Genomic DNA, 19,004 nt, shown 5'->3' on the forward strand with positions numbered 1-19,004 from the left:
GGGGAAGGGCCTATTTAATCCAAATTTGCTTGGCGTTGACGAACTCCTTGATGCCGTGGGGGCCCAACTCCCGGCCATAGCCGGAGCGCTTGATGCCGCCACTGGGCAGTCTGGGGTCAGTTTTGACGATGCCGTTAATGGCGACCTGGCCACTTTCGATACGCAGCGCTAGCTGCTCCGCCAGTTCGGCGTTTTGCGTCCACACGCCGGCGCCAAGGCCATAGTCGGTCTCGTTGGCCAGTTGCAGCGCTTCCTCGGCGTCGGTGGCGCGGATCACCGCCATCACCGGGCCGAAGGTCTCTTCCCGAAAGGCGCACATCCCTTCTGTGACGTCGGTAAGCAGTGTCACCGGGTAGAAGTAGCCGGGGCCGTCGGGCAGCTCGCCGCCCAGCAGGCATTGGGCGCCGGCCTCAATCGTCTCGGTGACCTGGCGGTGAAGGTTGGTACGTAAATCCTCCCGGGCAATGGGGCCAATGTCGGTGTCGCCTTTGAGGGGGTCGCCGAGCTTGAGTTTGGCCAGCCGGCTTTGCACTTTCTCGATAAAGACATCGTAGACCGACTCTTCCACGATGACCCGCTTGGCGGCAATGCAGCTTTGGCCGGCATTGATGATGCGCGATAGCGTCGCGACATCGGCGGCGGTGTCCAGGTCGGCGTCGGCCAACACAATAAAAGGATCGGAGCCGCCCAATTCCATGACCACGGGCTTGAGTACCGAGCCCGCCATACTGGCCACCTTGGCGCCGGCCCGGTCGGAGCCGGTGAAGGACACGGCGCTGATACGGGGGTCGCAAATGGCCTGTTCCACTTCTGGCGTGGCCAGAGGCAGGTTCACCATGATGTTGTCCGGCGCGCCGGCCTTTTGAAAGGCCTCAGCAATTGCTGAGGCGGTGCCCTGCACGTGGGGGTCGTGCTTCATTACGCAGGTGTTGCCCGCCATTAGCGCCGGCGCCAAAAAGCGGAAAGCCAGCCATACCGGGGCGTTCCAGGGCAGTATGCCCAGTATGGTGCCCAGTGGTTGGTAGCACACATAGCTGAGTGAGGCATCGGAAGGGAGTTCCTCCCGGGCCAGGTAGGCTTCGGCGTGCTCGGCGTAGTATTCGCTGCACCAGGCGCCTTTTTCCACTTCAGGGCCGCCTTCTTTAACGGGTTTACCCATCTCTTTGGCCATCAGTTCGGCCAGGCGGGGTTTGTCCGCTCGCAGTGCGGCGCCCACGGCGCGTAAGATTTCGGCCCGCTCGCTGATGGGCATAGCCTGCCAGGTGTCAAAGGCCCGGTAGGCGTCGCCAATACGTTCGTGCATTTGCTCGGAGTTGAGTGACGGCGTCTCAGAGAGAATCTCGCCGTCCATGGGGTTTCTTGCTATCAGCATGAAAATCTCCTCAGTTAACCGTGATCCCGCTGTTCGTCTTTGCCGCCGTCTTTGGGGGGCTTGTCGGCCGGGTTTTTGGTCTTGGTTTTCACACTATCCAATTTGACCGGTTTGCTGGCGGTCTCGCTGCTGTTGACCACAGTAAAGTCCCGGTCCAGGTTAAAGAAAGACTTACAGCCGTCTCCAGTGATGTAGATGGAGTCGGAAATACCCACGGTCTTATCTCCATCCACGCCCCACATCCAGGGGATGATGTGGAAGGTCATGCCTTCCTGCAGCACCGTGGATTCACCCTGCTTGAGACTGACGATATAGCCCTCGTCCCAGCTCGGTGGGAAGGCAATGCCTATGGAATAGCCTGAGCGGGTAACCAGACGCGCATCGACATTGTTGTCGGAGATGATATTGCGAATCATGTTGTCGGCATCGGACACTGTCATGCCGGGTTGGACGTTCTCGTGGACCATATCCAGGGCATGCTTCATACGTTCTTGGGCCTGGTGCATGGAATCGCTGAGGGGCCCGATAGTGGCCGTGCGCATCATGCAGGTATGGTAGCGTCGGTAGCAGCCACCCACCTCGAGAAACACGTGATCGCCGGGTTGCACGGTGCGCCCTTCCCAGGTGGCGTGACCAATCATGGTACGGGGGCCGGAGGTGACATAGGGCATGACCGCCGGTGCTTCGCCACCGGCGCGGAACATGGCAGCACTGATTGCGGCACCGATTTCGTTCTCGGTCACGCCGGCCTGGCAGGCTGCCAACCCTGCCTTCATGCCTTCTTCGGCTGCCCGAGCCGCCTTGTGCATGATCTCGATCTCAGCCTGGGATTTGCAGATACGCCCCTGCTCGACAATGCCGAAGCAGTCCAGCAGCTTGGCCTCTGTCAGCGTGGTGTGAATGCGGTCCTGTTGATAGGCCGGGAAAAAGTAGCTGTTCCGCTCATAGCCGATGCGCTTGTCGTCCAGGCCGAACTCCCGCAGTGCATCCACCAGCATCTGAATCGCATCCCCGGTGTCGGGGTAGGGGCGGGTGAGCTCCACCCAGGTACGGGCGTGGACATTGGATTCCTCCATGGCCCGGGTGATCATAAAGGGCTCTTGGTCCAGCGGGACCACCAGCGCCTGGAAGAAGGAGTAACCGGTTGTTTGGTAGTCGGTCAGGTACATAATGTTCTCCGGGTCGGAGATCACTATGGCATCCAGCCGGCGCTGGGCAATGCGGTCGCGCAGCTCAGTCAAGCGGCGCTGGTATTCCTCGAAAGGAAAGGTCATATCATCGCGCTGTTTCATGCGGCCTCCATCACTTGGTGAGTGGTTTCGACCAGTGTGTCCAAGCCGAACTTGAGATCACTGTCGGGGATAGTCAGCGGAGGAATCAGTTTGACTACCCGACCGCCACTGCCGCAGGCAGACACCAGCAGGCCTTTCTCGAAGCATTTACTGACAATGGCTTTGGCCTTTTCGCCGCTGCCCACGTCGATGCCAATCATCATGCCCTTGCCGCGCACTTGAATGCTGGTATAGCGATCGCCCAGGGGGTCAACAGCTTCCCGCATCGTTGCCGTTTTGCGGGTTACATCCTGCATCAGCTCGTCGTTCTCGAAGTAGCTCAGCGCCTCGGTGCCGGCGACAAAAGAGAGGCCCTGTCCGCGGAAAGTGCCTGTGTGCTCGCCGGGGGACCAGTGCTTGTCGATCTCCGGCTTCACCAGGTTCATTGCCAGCGGCGTGCCGATGCCACCGATGCCCTTGGCCAGGCAGACGATATCGGGGTCGACACCCATATCGTCAAAGCTGAAGTAGGACCCGGTACGTCCACAGCCGGCCTGAATGTCGTCAAAGATCAACACCGCACCGACGTCTTTGGCCAGTTTGCTCAGCGCCTGAAGCCAGGCTTTACTGGCGACATTGACACCGCCTTCGGCCTGCACAGGTTCCACCAGGAAAGCAGCGGGGGGCAGCAGGCCACTGGAGCCATCCTCGTAGGCGGCGCGCAGCTCGTCGAGTCGCTCGATACCGCAGCCCAGCTTGCAGTCCCCGCACTTGGTCTCGCAGCCGAAGGGCAAGTGGCGCACGTGCTCAAGGGGAATGCCGGCAGCGCCGCGGAAGGCCTGATTTGACGTACAGGCCAAAGCCCCCAGAGTCATACCGTGAAAGCCGTGACTAAACGCCACGATTTCTCGGCGACCCGTGGCCCGGCGGGCAATTTTCAGCGCGGCTTCCACCGCATTGGTACCGGTGGGGCCCATAAACTGCATTTTGTGGGGCATGTTGCGGGGCTCGAGAATGACCTTGGTAAAGCGCTCCATAAAGCGCCGCTTGGCGGTGGTGTGCAAATCCAGACTGTGCAGCACGCCATTGCTTTGGATGTAGTCGATCATGGCCTTCTTCATGCGCTCGTTGTTGTGGCCAAAGTTCAGTACCCCGGCGCCGGCAAAGAAGTCGACGTATTCCTTGCCGTTTTCATCGGTCTGTCGGGCATTCTCGGCTTTGTCGAACACCACCGGATAGACCCGGCAGTAGCCTCGGATTTCAGACTCGCGTTGCTCAAAAATACTCATACTTCCTCCATAGCCTTGGATAGGCGTGGTGCTTCAGGTTTGGTTCAGGCCGATTCCGCGCTGGTGTCGAACGCCGGTGTGTGAATGCCGACCAGGCCGGCGTAAGCGCGACATACCATGGGAATCAAGCGATCGTTAAAGTCGTAGTGCGGGTTGTGGCAGGGCGCGTCGTGGCCCTGGCCATCGTCGGCACCAATTAGCGCGAACGCGCCGGGGACTTCACGCAGGTAATAGCTGAAATCCTCGGAGGCCATAATTGGTGTCGGCAGTTGGGTGTCGACGCTGTCGGCGCCGTAGAGCGTTTGCCACTGCTGGCGGAAACGCTGTGCCTGTTGCGGGTGGTTAATCGTGGCTTGGTAGCGCGGCTGGATGTCTACCTCGCACTCCAGGCCATAGCTGGCTGCGGTGTGCTGGGAAATTTCCCGGATCAGGGTGTTGAGTGTGTCGCGGGTCGTTTCGTTGGGCACGCGAATACTGCCCCCTAAGATCGCCTCACTGGGGATCACGGTGGCGGCGCTGGGTGCCTCGATGGAGGTGACGCTCAACACCGCAGCCTGTTGAGGCGGCAGACGCCGGCTCACGGCCTGCTGTAGGGCGATGTTAATGGCGCAGGCACCCAGTACCGGGTCGCGGCACAATTCCGGCTGACTGGCGTGGCCACCTTTACCAATGACCTTGATGGTAAAGGTGCCGTTGCCGCACATTACGATGCCGTCGGGGCACACCATCTTGCCGTAGGGGATAGCGGGCCAGTTGTGCCAGCCAAAGATTTCGTTAACGCCTTCCAGGGCGCCGTCGGCGATCATTTCCCGGGCGCCGTGGCCGCCTTCTTCAGCAGGTTGAAACAGCAGTGTTACCGGCCCCGGTAGCTCGTCCTCCCGCTGCTTAAGCCAGTGAGCTGTTGCCATCAACGTTGCGGTGTGGCCGTCATGGCCGCAGGCGTGCATGCAACCATCTACGGTTGAGCGCCAGTCTTTGTCGGTTTGCTCGCGGATTGGCAGGGCGTCGATGTCACCCCGCAGTGCAATGTGCTTGCCGGTGCCTCCGGGGTTGAGGGTTGCCACGGTGCCGGTGGAGGCACAAGGGCGCCAGCGTATAGCGTGCTTGTTGAGATAGTCGCGTATTGTCTCCGCTGTGCGCTGTTCCTGCCAGCCGAGTTCAGGGTAAGTATGGAGCTGGCGGCGCAGTGTGATCGCCGAGTCCACAATGTCTTGCCATTGCGCGGGCATGATCCCCCTTGTTGTTAATGTCGTTTGCGGTTTGTGCGAGGCGCCCCGAGATCAGGGAGCGGTCGCGGTGTGTGCTCATGCCTGTCTAGTGTTCTACAGACTAGACGATGAGCAAGGGTTGTTCCAATAACTTGTTTTCCCTTTGTGTGACAGGTAAATCCAGCTTATGTTCTCTATTTTCTGCACCTTTGTGGTGCGTTTTGACCGCGCAGACGCCAATTGGGCCACCCCGTAGGGCAATCAGGCCGGTAAAACGGCCGGCACAAACTCTGCATGACCTACACTACGCTCACAACCAGAGGGATGTCATGCTTTTAGCGACGGATTTGGACGGTACGTTTTTGGCCGGAGAGACCGAGCAGCGTTTAAAGCTTTATCAATTGATCGCCGCACACCCAGAAATTCAATTGGCCTATGTCACAGGCCGCGGGCTGGAGTCGGTATTACCCCTGTTGTCTGACCCCACTTTGCCAGAGCCGGATTACATTATTTGCGATGTCGGCTGTACGGTCGTGCACGGCGCCACCCAGCAACCGGTGCAACCCTTGCAGTCGGAGATTGACCGTCGCTGGCCCGGCGAGCACGTCGTTGAGGAGGCCGTGGCCCATATACCCAACTTGCTGCGCCAGGATGTGCCCCAAGAGCGGCGAGTGTCGTTCTTTTGCAGTGAGGGCGCGGTGTCTGCCGAACTGGCCTCGATTGTGGAGACCTTGGATTGCGACCTGCTTTACTCTGCGCAGCGCTACCTCGATATTCTGCCCAGGAGTGTCAATAAAGGCAGCACCTTGCGGGGCTTGGTAGAGCACCTGGGGATTTCCCACGAAGACGTGATGGTAGCGGGTGACACCCTCAACGACCTGTCCATGTACGAAGCCGGTTTTATCGGGGTCTGTGTGGGCGAGTCGGAGCGCGGCTTGATTGCCGCCACTGAAAGCCAAGCCCGGGTCTATCACGCTGAGCGGCCTGGTTGTGGCGGCATTCTCGAAGCGATTCATCATTTTGGTTTTCTGGGGGTGGAGGGCCTGGCTGCAGAAGAGCGGGAGGCAGTGGCGCCGGGAAAGTCCGACCTAGTCATCGTTTATCACCGCCTGCCCTATGAGGAGGTTGTTGAGGACGGTGTCATGAAACGCCGCCGGCCATCTTCTCCCAATGGCATCATTCCCACCCTGTTAAGCTTCTTTGCCGACGGCAAAGCCGGCTCCTGGGTGGCGTGGTCGGTTCACGACCCCAAATACGGAGCCTTTGAGAGTCATACTGAGGTGGATGCCAGCCGCTATCCCCGCCTGGTGGCCGCGAGGGTGCCCCTCAGCAAGCGCGATGTGGATATCTTCTACAAGAAGTTCTCCAAAGAGGCCTTTTGGCCCACCTTGCACACCTTCTGGGAGCGGGCCAGTTTTCGGGATGATCACTGGCAAGTGTTTCTCGATGTGAACCGGCGTTTTGCCGAGAGTGCAGCGGCGGAAGCCGCAGAGAACGCTGTTGTCTGGATTCACGATTACAACCTGTGGATGGTGCCGGCCTACTTGCGGGAGTTGCGGCCCGATGTGACCATCGCCTTCTTCCACCATACTTATTTTCCCTCTGCTGACGTATTTAACGTATTGCCCTGGCGCCGGGATATCATCGGCAGCCTGTTGCAGTGCGACTACATCGGCTTTCATATTCCTCGGCAGGCGGAAAACTTTGTCGATGTTGCCCGGGGTGTCACGCCGCTGGAAGTCACCGAAAAGGTCAGCTGCGCACCGCGCTTCTTTACCTATGGCTGCGCGGTGGGGCTGGACGAGATGTCGGCTGAGATTGCCGTTAATGACCGACGCATTCGTCTGGGGGCCCATCCCGTCGGCTTAGATTTAAAGCGGGTTGAAAACGCCCTTGCCCAGGACAAAGTACAGGACCTGATGAAAAACCTGCGCAGTGATTTGGCGGGTACTCGGATGATGTTATCTGTGGGGCGACTGGACTATACCAAGGGTATTATCGAGCAGCTCGATGCGTTTGAGACCCTGCTGGACGAGCATCCCGAGCTTTGCGGTAAGGTTACGCTGGTGATGGTGTGCGTGCCGGCTGCCCAGGAGATGACGGTTTACCGCAAGCTGCAGCTTCAGATCGAGCAAGCAGTGGGGCGAATCAATGGTCGCTTTGCCCAGGTGGGCTGGACGCCGGTACAGTTTTTCTTCAGGGCCTTGCCCTTCGAGGAATTGGTGGCCTACTACGCCATGGCGGATGTGATGTGGATTACCCCCTTGCGGGACGGTCTGAATCTTGTAGTGAAGGAATATATCGCTACTCAAGGAGAGACCAAGGGTGCCGGTGTAGTGGTGCTGTCTGAGTTTGCTGGTGCTGCAGCCGAGTTGCGTGGCCCAATACTGGCTAACCCCCACGATCCTAAAGAGATGGTTAATAGCTGCTATTTGGCCTTAACCATGAGTCGCGACGAGGCCAGGGGACGCCTAAAAGAGGCGTTGGATGTGGTGCGTCATAACGATATTGGTATGTGGAGTAACGAGTTTATGACGGCAGTGGAAGATTGCAGACCGGAGCAAGGCGAACCAAGCGCGCTGGCCAACGTAGTTAATTTTTCTTCCTAGTCTTACTCGTCACCGTAAAGGCTCAACTTTCGACCACAAAAAAGCCCTCCGTTTGGAGGGCTTTTTTGTGGTCCTGTATTTTGTGGTCCTGTAGTGCACACAGCGCAGTGTGCGCTACAGGGTATTTAGGGTGAGATTAAACAACGAAGTCAGTGCCGTCGATCACGGTGCCACCGGCGCCGCTGAGCAAAATGAACTCGACGTCGACAGTGTCGATTGCGGGATTTCCTGCGCCATCGTTATTGGCATTGGCGTCGAAGGCCAGCAGCAGATCACTGCCGGTGCTGTCATTGACGGTAAAGACATCGTCAGCGCCTAATGTGCCGCCAAAGTCACCGCGGATAACAACGTACTCGTTGTCCTGCAAGCCAAAGTCTGTCAGGTCCACATCAAAGGCCTGGGAGGCCAGCACTTTGGTCAATTGAGCGCCGCCAATGTCCAGGTCGATGAGGTCATCGCCGTTGCCGAAGTCGAGGATGGTGTCGACACCGTTGCCGAAGCCCAGCTCGTCGCCATTGGTGAGGCCATTGGCGCCGTTATCCGCTGTTGCCGTCGGTCCAACACCGTCACCCATGCTGTGAACAAAGGTGTCGGAGTTGGCGCCGCCGCTCATGGTGTCAGCGCCGAGACCGCCACTGATGCTATCCAGGCCACCCTCGCCATTGAGAATGTCATCGGCGCCGCTGCCAATGATGGTGTCGTCATCCTGGCCGGCATTGACTGTTACGGTTACGTCATTGGTATCCACGTTGAGGGTGGAGATATCGATGGTGTCTGGGGTATTGCCGCCATTGACCACCAGTGATTCGCCGCCATTGTTGCCGCTACCGTTGATTGCGACAGTCAAGCCGTCTAACTGGGCGGCGTTGAACGTGGCGGTGGTGCCTTCAGCGAGCTCTACCGTATCAAGCCCGGTCAGGGCGCTGTTGCCGCCATTCATGGCGCCGAAGCCGGTGCTGCTTTCAACCACAAAGGTATCGTCCAGATCACCAAAAGCGATGGTCTCGCCAGTGCCCACATCACCGGTGTTGTAGATATAGGTGTTGTCGATGCCGTTGCGGCCGGCCACGGTATCAGCGCCAACGCCGGCGTCAACAGCGACCATTACCGGTGCAGTATTGGAGATAGTGAATTGCAGGGCTTCGAGGTCGATAGTGTCCGCGGAGTCAGTGCCGTGAATTTCCAGAGTTTCTACAGCGCCGCCGGTATTGCCCGATACGACTGGGGCCGCGTTGCCGGAGAGCTGGTTGACCAGGAAGCTGGCGGTCTGTCCTTCAACGATGGTGATCGCGTCTACCGCAGAGAGGCGCGCGCCATTATTCAGCGCAAAGAACTCAGTGGAGCTGTTGACTCGCAAGGTCTCGGTACCGGCGTTATTAAAGGTGATGGTTTCACCCGCCACAACACTGCCGGTGGTAAACACATAAGTGTTGTCACCCAGGCCGCCGGTCATGTTGTCGGCGCCGCCACCACCGATGATGGTGTCGTTGCCATCGGTGCCGATGATCACATCATCGCCGCCCAGGCCAGAGATTCGGGTGGTGGGGGCGCCGGTGATATCGCTTAAATCGATGGTGTCTTCACCGCTGGTACCGAGGAACACAGTAGAGGCGAAGTTGGTGAAGGTAATGGTTTGACCACTAACGGCAGAGGCCGCCAGCGCCAGTGAACCGTTTGCCGGGTCTGACTCAATAAACTCAACACCCGACAGAGTAAGGGACTCAATATTGTTGCTGGCGGCTGTCAGTACCAAGGTGTCGACGACACCGTTGCCAAGATCAAGGTTGATATTGGCGCCATCGTTGGCCTCGAACTGCTCATTTAACGTAACACGGTCATCGCCGGAGCCGGTGACGACGGTAATTTGATTACGGCCGGTTCCTGCGCTGATCTGATTGTCGAGCACACTGGAGCCGGTGATATCTGCGGCGCCGTTGCCAGTGAGGAAGGCGGCAATATCTACATTGAGCCCAAGGCCTGCTGCAGTCGCAACAACAGCAGATTCAGCATCAACATTCACGGTTTGGGAAAACGCACCAATGCCTGCTTGGGCACCGGTGGCTGGGGTGAAGGTCAGGTCCATACCGCCGAGGCTGGTCGATGCAATGGACTCGATACTGTTAAGGTTGGAGTCCCCCAAGCCGTTAATGACGGCACTGCCCGACACATTGAGGTCGGTCACATTTTCAGCTAACAGGCTCAGCCCGAGGATTTCGGTATCGGTTGCGCCGTTAATGGCAATAGTCTCGGCGCTGGTCACCGACAGCGTGGCACTGTCGATAGCACCGCCGGCGTCAATCTGAATACTGGCGCTATCCGCAGCATTGGCGGTCACTATGCCGCTGTAGGTGGTGTCTGCACCAATCACTAAATTAACATGAGGGGCGGCAACTGCAGTGACGTTGTCGGCAAAGCTACCCGAGCTATTGTTGTTGCCGCTGATGGTTGAAATCGTCAGCTCGCCAGAATCCTGAACTGTAAAATTGTCATTCCCGTTGTAGGTTTGGCCCGCAAGTTCACGGAAATCTAGATTGAGTACCTCTCCGCCGCGATCCCGGATGGTGGTACTGGTGACAGCTCCGGCATCTCCATCGATGCCGTTACTGTTACTAACCTGAACGGTCTGCAGGCCTTCAGTATTACTGAGCGAAAGGGTGAAGGTAGCGACGCTACTTTCCAGGCCTAAATCCAGAGTCTCAAAGCCACGCATATCGGGCGTGAGCGTCGCATTGGGAGTTCCTGCTACGTCATCGATGCCCGACAGCATCAAAATATCTTCGCCATCCCCACCATCGAGGAAGGTTGATGAGCGTATGTTATTCCCCGCTGCGATGATGTCGTTGCCAAAGCCTGCGCGGAGGCTGTTCATCATGGTTTGAGAGTACAGTGCCAAGGTGAGGTCACCTAGTGCGGCTGACGCATTGACGCTACTCAGACTGGTGAAAGGGGTTTGGTCGCCGCCTGTACCATTGTTAAAGGCATTGTTGAAAGTGAGTGTATCGAGCTCGCCCTCGCCGCCAATGGTGATGGACTTGGTGTCGGCCAGCGGCAGTAAGTCAATATAATTCTGTTGGCCTTGGGCGACGATAGTCAGGTTTTCGATATCTGTCGCGATAACAGCGACGCCATCGTCGGGCCGGCCTTGGGATACGTTGCGACGGCCAACATCGTTGAGAATGAGGGTCAGGGAGTCGTCTTCGTTGTCGTTGACGTCTGTGCCAAAATTCAACTGATAGGAAAGTGTGGGTACCGCTGAACTGATATTGCTTGGGTTAACGCTGTCGGCGTCTTCCAGCTCAAAGGTCAGGTCGGTGTCGCTCAGCGCGTCGAAGATAAAGCTCTCATCGTTGGCATCCAGGAACAGATATTCCAGGCCACTGGCGCCAGTCGCGTTAAACGTGGTGCTGGTGCCAGCGGTATTACTGATTTCCAGCCCTTCAACGTTGCTCAAGCTGCCTTGCGACAGCGGGTTGGCGCCACCGAACCCGGTAAAATCGACCGATTGGCTGATCTGCAAGCTGTCGAAACCGCCTTGGCCATCGATGCTGTCGCCGGCATTGAGCGTACTGCCTGTATCTGAGACAGAACCGCGAATGATATCTGCTTCGTCAGTGAGGCCAATCGCGGGTCCGGCCAATGGGGTTAGGTCGTATTCGGTTCCCTCACTGTCGGCTACTGTCACAGTGACCGTTTGCGTGCTGGTTCCGCCGTTGCCGTCGGAGACGATCACTTCAAAACTGTCTTCACCGGCAAAGCCTGCATCCGGACGGTATATAAACTGGCCAGGTGTACTGCCAGGGACCACGCTGCCGTTGCTGGCCGATCCGGCGCCGTAGCTCAACGGATCGCCTTCGGCGTCGGTGGCGTTTACTGTGATGGTCACTGGTGCGGCAGACTCGGTTGACACCGTCTGGGTGTCGTCCACTTGTGGGGCGTCGTTGTCGGCGTTGACGGTGATGCGAACCTCTTGGGTCGTTGTGCCGCCGTTGCCGTCACTGATCTCAACTTCGAAGCTGTCCTGGCCGATAAAGTCGCCATCGGTAGGGGTATAGGTAAAGCTGCCGTTGCCGTTATTGACGACGGTGCCGTTGGCGGCATCGGTGACCACCGCATAGCTCAGCGTGTCGCCTTCAACGTCTGTGGCATCGACCTGGATGTTGACCGAGGCGCCCTCTGGAGAAGAGACATTCTGAAAAGCATCCGCTTCTGGTGCGTCGTTAACAGCGGTAATGGTCAGGTTGACTGTCTGTGTGACTGTGCCACCGTTGCCGTCAGTGACGGTAACGGTAAAGCTATCGCTGCCAAAGAAATTGGCATTTGGCGTGTATTCAAACTCGCCAGGTACGCCGGTGCTTTCTACGCTGCCATTGTCTGGCGAAGCGGTGATCTCATAGCTAAGGGTGTCGCCATTGGCATCAGTGGCACCAATATCGATGGTGGTGGGGGTGTCTTCCGCCAGTGTGACGTCTTGTTCGGCGTCGGCCTCTGGAGCAATGTTGCCGCCAACCTGAACTTGGATGGTGCGGTTTATTGAGGCGCCGTTGTCGTCAGAGATGGTGACGGTGAAGCTGTCGGTGCCAGTAAAACCTTGATCGGGGATGTACTCATATTGGCCGGGGCTGCCCGCAATAATGTTGACCGAGCCATTAGATGGCTGGCTGTTCAACTGGTAGGTGAGCGGGTCTCCCTCTGGATCGCTAGCGCCGGTAGTCGCGTCGATAATGACGGTCTGCCCATTGGCCGTTTGCGAATTAAGCGTTGCCGCTTCTGGTGCATCGTTGACCGGTGCCACATTGACCACAACAGTTTGACTGTCAAAGCCACCCCTGCCGTCGGTGACTTCTACCGTGATTTGATCAGTGCCATTAAAGTCAGCGTTGGGTGTGTATTCGAACTGACCGGGGTTGCCTGCCACCGCATTAACGGTGCCGTTATTGGCAGTGAAGTTGGTTTGGATGGTGTCGCCATCAGGGTCGTTGCTGGAGACATTAAAGGTGACAGATTGGTCTTCGTTGGTGGCGATCGGCGATTGGATATTGTCCAAAATAGGATCGCTGTTGACCGGCGGGTTGCCGCCACCTTTACTGCTGCTGCCACCGCCGCCGCTCAGTGCGGCCGCGATACCCACTACGGCCAGCAAGCCCAGTCCAAAGACGGCAACGGGGGGGAGTCCCTCGCTGCCACCGTCATAGCCGGAGTAGCCGGATTGATAGCTGGTATCGATATTCTGCAAGCTGCCTTCGCTGGCCGCCATGGGGATGTCTACGGCGATGACATCTGCGGCAGCCAGCTGTTTGGCTTGCTGCTCAGGGTCTTTTGCCTCTTTGTCGTTTTCCTCTTTTTCCTCCCTCCACGATAGGGGGCGAGTCACGACTTCATCGAGAGCGGCAACAAGTTGGTCTACGGGGATGGAGAGTTGGTCTAACATCGCAATGTCCTGTGCGTGTCCCTGGCTTGTTATTACTGTGGTCAGGTTGTCTTGATTCATGTTGGTTTATCTCCAGATCCCTAGATACTGTCGCTATAGTGGAAAATACGGCTAGCCTAAAGACTATCAGTTTACTTGCCCGACGGGAATTTGAAAGTCGCGCCATAGCCACAAATAGAGGCCAATCCCGCCGCTCAATTTCGTGAATATTTACGCCCGCTGTGGCGGGGCATTCAGTGTTTGTTCAGCCTGACGGCGAGTCGCTGGCCTCAGCGAAAAAACCACACCAATACAGCGGTCGCTACTGCCAGCAACAGTGCCGATATCTTCAAGGCTCCCGACACGGTTTCGCCGTGTCGTATTGGCGCTGCCTCACGTGCAGCGCTTGCCCTGCTGGCATCACTGGCTTGCCAAAGGTAAATAGCAAGGATCGTGAGTACAAAAAGTAAGCCCGCCACCAGGGTAAAGTGGATGTTGTGCCAGCCCAGTTGTGCGCCGATAAAAAGAATGGCGGATACACCGTGGCCTGACGCTGTACCGTGCAGTGCCGCACGGGCGTCTATCGATCGGGTCGTCATGCCGATGGCAAATACGGCAACCAAGGGTGGGGTCACGTAGGCAAAGGCTTGTTGCAGGTACGCGAACAGGCCCGGGAAACGATCAATATTGGGTGCCCACAGCGCCGCTATTAACATCAGCAGCAGGGTAATCCAGCGTCCCAACTTGGCGATATGGCGATCACTGAGCTCGGGGTGCCGGGGTTTGACAAAGTCCACCATCACGAGCGTTGAGGCCGAGTTCAATGCTGAGTCAACACTGGACATGATGGCGGCAATCAGCCCGGCCAGTAGCAAGCCGGTGAGTCCTGCGGGGGCGTAGTCGATAATGAGGCGGGGAAAAACGGTATCGGCCCGGTCCAGGTCGGGGATGAGTGTCGCTGCCATTGCGCCGGGCAGCACCATCAAAAACAGAGGCAGCAGTTTTAGCGTCGCCGCTATCAGCGCCCCCCAGCCAGCGGCCTGGATATCCCGCGCGCCCAGCAGGCGCTGAGCGACATATTGGTTCATGGTCCAATAGTAAAAGCCCAGTATTGGCAGTCCGATAAGGGTGCCCAGCCAGGGTAGGGTGGGGTCATCCAGCGGTCGCAACAAAGAGAGCTTTTCTGCCGGCAGAGCCGCGCTCACTGCCGACCAGCTGAAATCGAACTCGGCAAAGACCAGGGTGCTGAGTATCAGTGAGCCCAACAGCAACACAATGGACTGCACGACATCGGTGTAGGCCACGGCCCGCAGTCCGCCCGCCGCGGTATAAATGCCGGCAAACAATGCCATGGCGGCGCAGGTGGGCCCCAAGCTGAGGTCGGGAAAAAATAACATTAGCACCAGCGCGCCGGCGTAGAGGCTACCGGCAGTATCCAGCACCACGCTTAAAAAGAGGGACGTGGCGGAGAGATACTTGCGCAGTCGCGGGTCAAAGCGCTGCTCCAATATCTCTGGCACCGTGGTGATGCCCCGCCGCAAGAACACAGGCGCGACATAAATAGCCGTAAATAAAAGTACCAGCGCCGCCATCCACTCATAGTTGGCTACGGCAATGCCGGTATCCCAGGCGGCGCCAGGCAGGCCTATCAGAGTGGTGGAGGAAATGTTGGAGGCAAACAGCGACAAGCCGATAACCGCAGGCCCCAGGCTGCGCCCCGCCAAAAACAGCTCGTCAGCATCCGGGTTGCGCAAGGTGACCTTAATGCACAGGGCGACAACGACCGCTAAATACAGGCCGAGAATGCCGAAATCGATAAGGTGTAGCTCGGGCATAACATCCATGCGTTGTTGTTATCGTCAGGGCAGCGGGTTAGCGCTTTGTCCTAACTATTCACGATGCAGGAATCAGGCCAAGGAGCGGAGGGACTATCTGCCGTTGGAGCCGCAAAGGCGCGATAGCAACGGCAGATTCAGGGGGGGTATCCGATCTAGTGAGCCGTCTTGATCAGCGCGTCAATTTTGCGCCAGTCCACCACTTTAAAATTCTGATTGGCCTGGGGCGACCGGTTGCGGCCGTCTTGCACCACCAATATGCCCAAAGGGTAGCCGGGCAGTGGCGCTGAAGTGACCGCCAGGCCATCGGTTTCCGAAGCGCCATCCAGGCCGCGCTGGTAGTCGGCGCCGATGCGGAACTTGGCGACCAGTCGCCAGGGGTCCATGGCGTAAACCGCGTAGGCGTCCTCGCCCTGGCTGGAGGCCACCAGCCAGCGCTGATCGCCGCGGCGGTATATATCCAGGCCTTCCACGTCGGCCACCAAATTGCCGGCCTCAATGGCCTCAACCAGTGTGCGACTACCGTCGCTCAAGCCAAAGCGCCAGATGCCCAGTTCTTCCTGACCCACGTAGAGCGCGTTCTCTTCGGCGTCGTAGACGCAGCCCTCGGTCTGGGTATCAAAATCCCATTGCTGGAGCATTTTTGCCTTGCCACTGCTGAGCTGCCAGTGTTGAACAGCACCCTCCGAGTCTCCCACAAAGATCTGCGGGTCGCCGTTGGCAGCGCGGCCCATACACAGGCCGTAGGGGTCCGCCAGATTCAGGGGGATGGCACTGGTGAATTCGATCTGGTTTTTCGCCAGATTCGCGGAGTAGAGATCGATGGTCTTTTCTGTGCGGTTGCTGGCGGTAAGCAAGAATTGGTCGTCGCCAGTTGGGATGGCATCAACATTATTGACCCGCCCCCGGGGCAGGAAGTGGATCTGTGCACCGCTGGCGTCGTAAATCCCCAATCCCTTTTGCTTATCGGTGCCGGCAATCCAATAGTTGTCGCTGCCCACCAGAATGGCGGGGTCATCGGCCGCGTCGCCGTGACTGTCGACAGCGGCGGTTTCCAGCGATGCGGTAAGCACAGCGTAGTCATGCTGGGGAAGGGCGACCACGTTGCGGTCTAGCGCAAAACTGTCGGACTTCAACTGCTTGGATTGGCGATCACTCAAGGGCGGAGCGGGTCGCAGTATGGCATCGTTTTCAGGGTCCCGTTGGGCAGCGATTGGGCCCAGGTAGGGGTCATCCAGCACCACCGCGGCCTCGGTCAGCAGGCAGCGCTCAATGTCGGGGTTGGTGTTCAGACGTCGCACTGAGGTGAGGGTGGCATCGACGGTTTGCAACCAGTAGTGATACAGACCGCCATCACCGTCGCTGATAAAGATATCCAGCACGCCCTTGTCTACCGGCGCGGCACAAATACCGTCGATATCATGCTTTAAGGCGCCTAAGGGGGCGGCATTGAGCTCGCCTTCCTGCAAGGCACCAAGCCACAGCTCGGCACCGGGGTCCTGTCCCCACAGAATGTGCTCACCGCTGACGTAAAGGGCTTCGATTTCCCCGGGCGCCTGGTGCAGGACCTGTTGCTGACCGGTGCTTTGCCACAGTAGGCGGTTGTCGTCGGTAGTCAGCTCCACCGCCAGGGTCGCGTCGTCGTTGTGTTGAACTACGCCGCAAGCGGTGTTGAGCGCCACCAGTAGGCTGATGCAGACTTTGTGAATACTAGACATCGAATTCCCCTTAGAAGCGGCCGCGGAAGTTTAGCAGGATGGCCGGGCTGGTGTTTTCCACCTCGGTTTCCCGGGTCTCAAACTCGCCGGCGCGGAAGGCATCGCCATCGTCGTACTCTTTGATCAGCTCGCGCTTTTCCGCATCCAGCAGATTCTGCCCACTCAGACGCAGAGCGTAGTCGCCATTGGCAAAGCGCTTCTCGATAAAGACTTCCAGGTTGCCGTCGTAAGTAATGCGATTCACTTCGCCGCCTTCGAACTCCTCGCTGGCGCCCTGGCGTTGGTAGCTCATGCCGTAGCTAAAGGCCCAGGGCGTGATTTCGTGCTCGAAGCCGATGTTGTACACATATTCCGCCTGGCCACTGAAACGTCGCTCGACGCCATCCAGGAAGGGATCCTCTACCTCTGAGTCCAGGTAGGTGTAGTTCAAAAAGCCCTGTAGGTTGGGCAGGCCAACGATGCTGAACGGCGCGCTGACATCCAGCTCGACGCCGGTGACTTTGCCGGTGTTGTTATTGTTGATGGGCTGGCGTAGCTCAAACTCTTCACCGCCGACGATGACGTCACTCTGGGTGAATTCAATCAGGTCTTTCACTTCGCGGTAGAACACGTTGATGCCCACCACGCCGACATTGCCGATAAAGTGGTCGTAACCCACGTCCAGACCCCAGGCAGCTTCCGGGTCCAGCTCCGGGTTGCCGCGGAATTTCTCATCTTCAATGGTGAGCTCCACCGGGTTGAGTTGGTCAAACTGGGGGTAGCGCAGAGTGCGCGCCAGACTGACGCGAACCTGGTCGCTCTCGCTGAGGTGCCAGCGCAGGTGCACAGAAGGGTTGTACTGCCAGTCGTCGTTATTGCTGTTGGTCACGGTGCCGTCGAAGTCGGCGCCTTTGACGTCCTGCTCACGGTACTCGGCCCGGACACCCGCCTCGATATCCAGCTGCTCGCTGAGGGTGATTTTGCTGGTGGCGTAGAGGTCGATGCCGTCGATAGTGGCTTTAAAGTCGGCGAACTCGTCATCCTCATCGTCCAGCTCCCCTTCGTCGTCGACAATAAAGACATTGAAGTCGCGCTCCCGGGAGCTGAATTCGCCGCCCAGCTTGGTCTCGATTTTTTCTCCTCCCAGGCTCCATTTCACGCCCAAGCGGGTTTCGCTGTCGTCGATCTCTTCGACTTCCCGCTCGCCAAATTCCAGTGGCTCACCAGCGTCGGCTTCGCTCTCATCGGAGACTTTGTCCTGCTCAAATTGGTTGCTGTAGGCATACAAGCTCAGCTTGCTGCTGCCAAATTCGATGTCGTAGTCAACGCCCAGGTTGGTGTTGCTCTGCTCGATGTCTTCCAGCTGGTGCTCCAGGACTTGCTCATCCAGGCTGAAGGGAGAGTTTTCGTCATCGCGGAGAAACACAAAGACATCGGTGTTCTCTTCTTCTTCGCGCTCGGTGTCCACATAAAAGAGATTGAAGCTGAGCTTTTGATTGTCGGCAATACGGAAGGCGATATCACCGGCGAGGGACACATCCCGGCTATCCCGAACGTCCGACTCTTTGGTGTCTTCCCGCTCGTTTTCTTCTGCAGCACTGGAGACTTTGTCTTTGGGGTTGTAGCGCTCTTGGATGTTGGCCGAGACGTTGTACTCAATGCGCTCGTTGACACCGGTAAAACCGATAAAGCCGCTGCCGTCGGTTTCTTCCATGTGAACGGCGCCGATTCGCCATACGCCGCCCTGATACTTGGCGCCCTCTTTCAGAATGATGTTCAGCGTGCCGCCGATACCTTGGCTGTCGATATCACTGGTGGGGCTGCGCACAATTTCAATTTTTTCCACCATCTCGGCGGGAATGCGGTCCACGGCGATGGCGCCGTCATTCTCCTCGCCGGGCAGGCGGCGGCCGTTAATCAATACCTGGGTGTATTTGGAGTCCAGACCCCGTAGGCGCGGCAGGTCGTACTCACCGACATCGCTGGTAAAGGTCACGCCGGGTACCCGCTTCAGCATGTCCCCCACCGAGATGGGCTCAAAGCGCTGGAAGAAAGCAGAGTCGTAGACCAGCTTGGGGGCGGGGCCGTTGACGTGGTTGCGCTTGACTACCCGCTTGGCAACCACGGTGACCAGCTCGACGTCCTGGCTTTGCTCGATGTTGCTTTGCTGCGCAAGCGCCGCCGGGCTGGCCACCGCCATGGCCATCGCGCTTGCGAGTAGGGATTGGTGGGGTATCGGATTTTTCATGTCGCCACTCCGTCAGCTGTCAGGCTGATTAGCTTGTGTTTAAAAATTGCCCGGCTACGGCCGGCAAT

Annotated in this window: 9 protein-coding genes; 1 reads left to right on the forward strand and 8 read right to left on the reverse strand. The window is 58.0% G+C overall.

Going from position 1 to position 19,004, the window contains the following annotated elements; all coding sequences use genetic code 11:
• Positions 1 to 10: 10 nt before the first annotated feature.
• Genes I6N98_RS02980 through doeB2 form a run of 4 tightly spaced genes read right to left on the reverse strand, consistent with a single transcriptional unit; the run spans position 11 to position 5,161 of the window.
• Positions 11 to 1,372, reverse strand: a complete 1,362-nt coding sequence (locus I6N98_RS02980) for an NAD-dependent succinate-semialdehyde dehydrogenase (protein WP_198570331.1) — start codon at positions 1,370 to 1,372, stop codon at positions 11 to 13.
• Between the two features lie 14 nt (positions 1,373 to 1,386).
• Positions 1,387 to 2,664 (reverse strand): ectoine hydrolase, encoded by a 1,278-nt coding sequence (doeA, locus tag I6N98_RS02985; protein ID WP_198570332.1) that lies wholly within the window; start codon positions 2,662 to 2,664, stop codon positions 1,387 to 1,389.
• Positions 2,661 to 3,932 carry an aspartate aminotransferase family protein gene (locus tag I6N98_RS02990; RefSeq protein ID WP_198570333.1) on the reverse strand — a complete coding sequence of 424 codons (1,272 nt, stop codon included), beginning with the start codon at positions 3,930 to 3,932 and terminating at the stop codon, positions 2,661 to 2,663. The genes doeA and I6N98_RS02990 overlap by 4 nt, the downstream gene beginning before the upstream one ends.
• Positions 3,933 to 3,976: 44 nt before the next feature.
• The gene (gene doeB2, locus I6N98_RS02995) at positions 3,977 to 5,161 is read right to left on the reverse strand and encodes a N(2)-acetyl-L-2,4-diaminobutanoate deacetylase DoeB2 (protein ID WP_198570334.1); all 1,185 of its coding nucleotides are present in this window, start codon (positions 5,159 to 5,161) and stop codon (positions 3,977 to 3,979) included.
• A 308-nt stretch (positions 5,162 to 5,469) separates the two neighbouring features.
• Here doeB2 and ggpS point away from each other — a divergent pair, with 308 nt between their 5' ends.
• Positions 5,470 to 7,749 carry a glucosylglycerol-phosphate synthase gene (ggpS, locus tag I6N98_RS03000; RefSeq protein WP_198570335.1) on the forward strand — a complete coding sequence of 760 codons (2,280 nt, stop codon included), beginning with the start codon at positions 5,470 to 5,472 and terminating at the stop codon, positions 7,747 to 7,749.
• A 136-nt stretch (positions 7,750 to 7,885) separates the two neighbouring features.
• Here ggpS and I6N98_RS03005 read toward each other — a convergent pair whose 3' ends face one another.
• From I6N98_RS03005 to I6N98_RS03020, 4 genes are all read right to left on the reverse strand, one after another.
• Positions 7,886 to 13,237 (reverse strand): tandem-95 repeat protein, encoded by a 5,352-nt coding sequence (locus I6N98_RS03005; protein WP_198570336.1) that lies wholly within the window; start codon positions 13,235 to 13,237, stop codon positions 7,886 to 7,888.
• 209 nt (positions 13,238 to 13,446) lie between these two features.
• Positions 13,447 to 14,991 carry a sodium:solute symporter family transporter gene (locus I6N98_RS03010; RefSeq protein WP_198570337.1) on the reverse strand — a complete coding sequence of 515 codons (1,545 nt, stop codon included), beginning with the start codon at positions 14,989 to 14,991 and terminating at the stop codon, positions 13,447 to 13,449.
• A 155-nt stretch (positions 14,992 to 15,146) separates the two neighbouring features.
• On the reverse strand, positions 15,147 to 16,709 hold the full coding sequence (locus tag I6N98_RS03015; protein WP_198570338.1) for a phytase: 1,563 nt from the start codon (positions 16,707 to 16,709) through the stop codon (positions 15,147 to 15,149).
• Positions 16,710 to 16,719: 10 nt separating this feature from the next.
• Positions 16,720 to 18,936, reverse strand: a complete 2,217-nt coding sequence (locus I6N98_RS03020) for a TonB-dependent receptor plug domain-containing protein (RefSeq protein ID WP_198570339.1) — start codon at positions 18,934 to 18,936, stop codon at positions 16,720 to 16,722.
• Positions 18,937 to 19,004 lie beyond the last annotated feature (68 nt).

Origin of the sequence: Spongiibacter nanhainus (genome assembly GCF_016132545.1) — a bacterium.
Taxonomy (GTDB): domain Bacteria; phylum Pseudomonadota; class Gammaproteobacteria; order Pseudomonadales; family Spongiibacteraceae; genus Spongiibacter; species Spongiibacter nanhainus.

What these genes read in the sequence shown, in the direction of transcription:
- I6N98_RS02990 (WP_198570333.1), bottom strand. Translation starts at nt 3,932, where the DNA reads ATGAGTATTTTTGAGCAACGCGAGTCTGAAATCCGAGGCTACTGCCGG.
- I6N98_RS03005 (WP_198570336.1), bottom strand. Translation starts at nt 13,237, where the DNA reads ATGAATCAAGACAACCTGACCACAGTAATAACAAGCCAGGGACACGCA.
- doeA (WP_198570332.1), bottom strand. Translation starts at nt 2,664, where the DNA reads ATGAAACAGCGCGATGATATGACCTTTCCTTTCGAGGAATACCAGCGC.
- I6N98_RS03015 (WP_198570338.1), bottom strand. Translation starts at nt 16,709, where the DNA reads ATGTCTAGTATTCACAAAGTCTGCATCAGCCTACTGGTGGCGCTCAAC.
- doeB2 (WP_198570334.1), bottom strand. Translation starts at nt 5,161, where the DNA reads ATGCCCGCGCAATGGCAAGACATTGTGGACTCGGCGATCACACTGCGC.
- I6N98_RS03010 (WP_198570337.1), bottom strand. Translation starts at nt 14,991, where the DNA reads ATGCCCGAGCTACACCTTATCGATTTCGGCATTCTCGGCCTGTATTTA.
- ggpS (WP_198570335.1), top strand. Translation starts at nt 5,470, where the DNA reads ATGCTTTTAGCGACGGATTTGGACGGTACGTTTTTGGCCGGAGAGACC.
- I6N98_RS02980 (WP_198570331.1), bottom strand. Translation starts at nt 1,372, where the DNA reads ATGCTGATAGCAAGAAACCCCATGGACGGCGAGATTCTCTCTGAGACG.
- I6N98_RS03020 (WP_198570339.1), bottom strand. Translation starts at nt 18,936, where the DNA reads ATGAAAAATCCGATACCCCACCAATCCCTACTCGCAAGCGCGATGGCC.